Source organism: Pseudomonas sp. CM25 (genome assembly GCF_013179705.1).
Lineage (GTDB): Bacteria > Pseudomonadota > Gammaproteobacteria > Pseudomonadales > Pseudomonadaceae > Aquipseudomonas.
Genome location: NZ_JABMCW010000491.1, coordinates 1 through 3,044, shown reverse-complemented (window position 1 = coordinate 3,044; position 3,044 = coordinate 1). Strand labels below are relative to the sequence as shown.

Annotated in this window: 4 protein-coding genes; all 4 read left to right on the top strand. The window is 63.0% G+C overall.

Annotated elements, in window-relative coordinates; all coding sequences use genetic code 11:
* A partial coding sequence (locus HP546_RS28350) for a DUF2333 family protein (protein ID WP_172232569.1) occupies window positions 1–846 on the top strand: 846 nt, incomplete at its 5' end.
* 2 nt (window positions 847–848) lie between these two features.
* Window positions 849–1,385, top strand: a complete 537-nt coding sequence (locus HP546_RS28345) for an NUDIX hydrolase (RefSeq protein ID WP_172232566.1) — start codon at window positions 849–851, stop codon at window positions 1,383–1,385.
* Between the two features lie 296 nt (window positions 1,386–1,681).
* The gene (locus tag HP546_RS28340; RefSeq protein WP_172232563.1) at window positions 1,682–2,053 is read left to right on the top strand and encodes a translation initiation factor Sui1; all 372 of its coding nucleotides are present in this window, start codon (window positions 1,682–1,684) and stop codon (window positions 2,051–2,053) included.
* Between the two features lie 152 nt (window positions 2,054–2,205).
* Window positions 2,206–3,044 (top strand): biosynthetic arginine decarboxylase (gene speA, locus HP546_RS28335; RefSeq protein WP_172232560.1); only part of this gene is annotated, 839 nt, incomplete at its 3' end.

Below are 3,044 nucleotides of genomic sequence, written 5' to 3'. Positions count from 1 at the left end.
GGCCAGCAGATGGTAGTGGGCTATACCACCATCGAAACCCTGAAGACCGTGGCCGGCACCTTGTTGAACAAGCCCGGCGGTTACATTTCCAACGACCGCTTCCCGCCAGGGCTGTGGATGGACAACATGCCGAGCTGGGAATACGGCGTGCTGGTCCAGGTGCGCGACCTGTCCCGCGCCCTGCGCAAGGACTTCGCCCGCTCGCAGTCGCAGTCTACCGAAGACGCCGACCTGGCCAAGGCCGAGCCGCGCTTCAACTTCGACAACAAGAGCTGGATCCTGCCGTCGAGCGAATCCGAGTTCGAAGAAGGCATCAAGTCGCTGAACCGTTACCAGACCCGTCTGGCCGCCGGTGACAAGGGCGCCATCTTCTACACCCGTGCCGACAACCTGAACAACTGGCTGGGTGACGTGGCGACGCGCCTGGGCTCGCTGTCGCAGCGCCTGTCGGCCAGCGTTGGCCGGGTCAAGCTGAACACCACGCTGAAGACCGAATCGGTGGTTGCCGGCCAGGCGCCGCAGGTGGACGAAGAGCTGGTGGAAACCCCATGGCTGCAGATCGACAACGTGTTTTACGAAGCCCGTGGCCAGGCCTGGGCGCTGTCGCACCTGCTGCGCGCCATCGAGGTGGACTTTGCCGACGTGCTGGCGAAGAAGAACGCCACGGTCAGCGTGCGCCAGATCATCCGTGAGCTGGAAGCCTCGCAAGAGCCGCTGTGGAGCCCGATGGTGCTCAACGGCAGTGGCTTTGGCATGTGGGCCAACCACTCGCTGGTCATGGCCAACTACATTTCCCGGGCCAACGCGGCAGTCATCGACCTGCGTCAACTGCTGTCGCAGGGTTGATCATGGCCATCAGCCCAACCGAGGCCGCCCATCGGGCGGCTTCCGACCGCGAACTGGTCACCTGGGTGGACGAAGCCGACCAGGTGCTGGGCGCCTTGCCCCGGGCTGAACTGCGCGAGCGCGGCCTGATCGGCCGTTGCACCTTCATCCTGCTGTTCAACAGCGCCGGTGAGTTGTGCGTACATCGACGGACGCTGAGCAAGGCGCTGTACCCGGGGTATTGGGACGTGGCTGCCGGCGGCATGGTTGCGGCCGGGGAAGGCTATGCCGACTCGGCGGCCCGAGAGCTGGCCGAGGAGCTGGGCATTGAAGATGCGCCGCTGCGCTTTCATGAGCGGTTCTACTTTGACCAACCGGATAACCGGTTGTGGTGCGCGGTGTATTCGGCGGTGTCGGATGCGCCGCTGCGGTTGCAGCCGGAAGAGGTGATCGAAGCGCGCTTTGTCAGTCTTGCGCTGGCTGAAGAGGAAAGCCTGACAAGACCCTATTGCCCGGACTCGTTGGCGGCGTTGCAGCGCTATAAAGCTAGCCTGGAATAGTTGTGCTGCCTGTGCCGGCCCTTTCGCGGGTAAACCCGCTCCCACAGGATTTGTGCAGCTCTCAGGGGCGGCGCAGTCCCTGTGGGAGCGGGCGTGCCCGCGAATAGTCGCAAAACATTCGCAAAATGCCGCAATCCTGTACTTAGCAACCGGCGCATTTATCGTTACACTGCGCGCCCTTTACGGGCTGCCGCAGGTCTTGCGGCAGTAGCGCCGCCCCTGCCAGAGTGGGGCTTCGCGGTCGGCCTCAACCCCAAGGCACGACCAGTTTTTGTCCTCAGCACAGAGGAACAAAAGTGGCCAAGAAAGCTTCTTCCTTCGCCGCCCTAGGCGGTCTCGTTTACTCCACCGACAGCGGTCGGCACTGCCCCGACTGTGGCCAGCCGGTGGATGCCTGTACCTGCAAGCAGCAGATCATCCCCGAAGGCGATGGCATTGCCCGTGTGCGCCGCGAAAGCAAAGGCCGTGGCGGCAAGACCGTGACCACCGTCAGCGGTGTGCCGCTGCCGCTCGACCAGCTCAAGGAGCTGGCCACCACCCTCAAGCGCCGCTGCGGTACCGGTGGTGCGCTGAAGGATGGCGTCATCGAGATCCAGGGTGATCATGTCGAGCTGCTGATTGGCGAGCTGATCAAACAGGGCTTCAAGGCGAAAAAGTCCGGCGGCTGAGCAACCCGCGCGATTTTTTGCCCAGTGCTTTCTAAACTCGTTGCCGTGACCAGGGTCTATCGCTGGGCACGGACGAATCGTCATTTTTGCCTTTTACACTGCGCCCGCCTCCTTGCGGGGCAGTGTCTTCGACTTATCTATAGGGGACTTGAATGTCCGTACGACGCACACGCAAAGACGATGGTAGCCAATGGACCGTGGCCGACAGCCGCAGTGTTTACGGCATCCGCCATTGGGGCGCTGGTTATTTCGCCATCAATGAAGCCGGGCGCGTCGAAGTGCGCCCCAACGGCCCGGACAGCGCGCCGATCGACCTGTACGAGCAGGTCGACGAGCTGCGCCAGAGCGGCCTGTCGCTGCCCTTGCTGGTGCGCTTCCCCGACATTCTGCAGGACCGTGTGCGCCAGCTGACCGGCGCGTTCGACGCCAACATCGCGCGCCTGGAATACCAGAGCCAGTACACCGCGCTGTACCCGATCAAGGTCAACCAGCAGGAAGCGGTGGTGGAAAACATCATCGCCACGCAAAACGTGTCGATCGGCCTCGAAGCCGGCTCCAAGCCCGAGCTGCTGGCCGTGCTGGCACTGGCGCCGAAGGGCGGTACCATCGTCTGCAACGGCTACAAGGACCGCGAGTTCATCCGCTTGGCGCTGATGGGGCAGAAGCTTGGCCATAACGTGTTCATCGTCATCGAGAAAGAGTCGGAAGTGGCCCTGGTGATCGAAGAAGCGGCTGAGCTCAAGGTCAAGCCACAGGTTGGCTTGCGCGTGCGCCTGTCGTCGCTGGCGTCGAGCAAGTGGGCCGACACCGGTGGCGAGAAGTCCAAGTTCGGTTTGTCCGCCGCCCAGCTGATCTCGGTGGTACAGCGCTTCCGCGATGCCGGCCTGGACCAGGGCATCCGCCTGCTGCACTTCCACATGGGTTCGCAGATCGCCAACCTGGCCGACTACCAGCACGGCTTCAAGGAAGCCATCCGCTACTATGGCGAACT

What these genes read in the sequence shown, in the direction of transcription:
- HP546_RS28345 (WP_172232566.1), top strand. Translation starts at nt 849, where the DNA reads ATGGCCATCAGCCCAACCGAGGCCGCCCATCGGGCGGCTTCCGACCGC.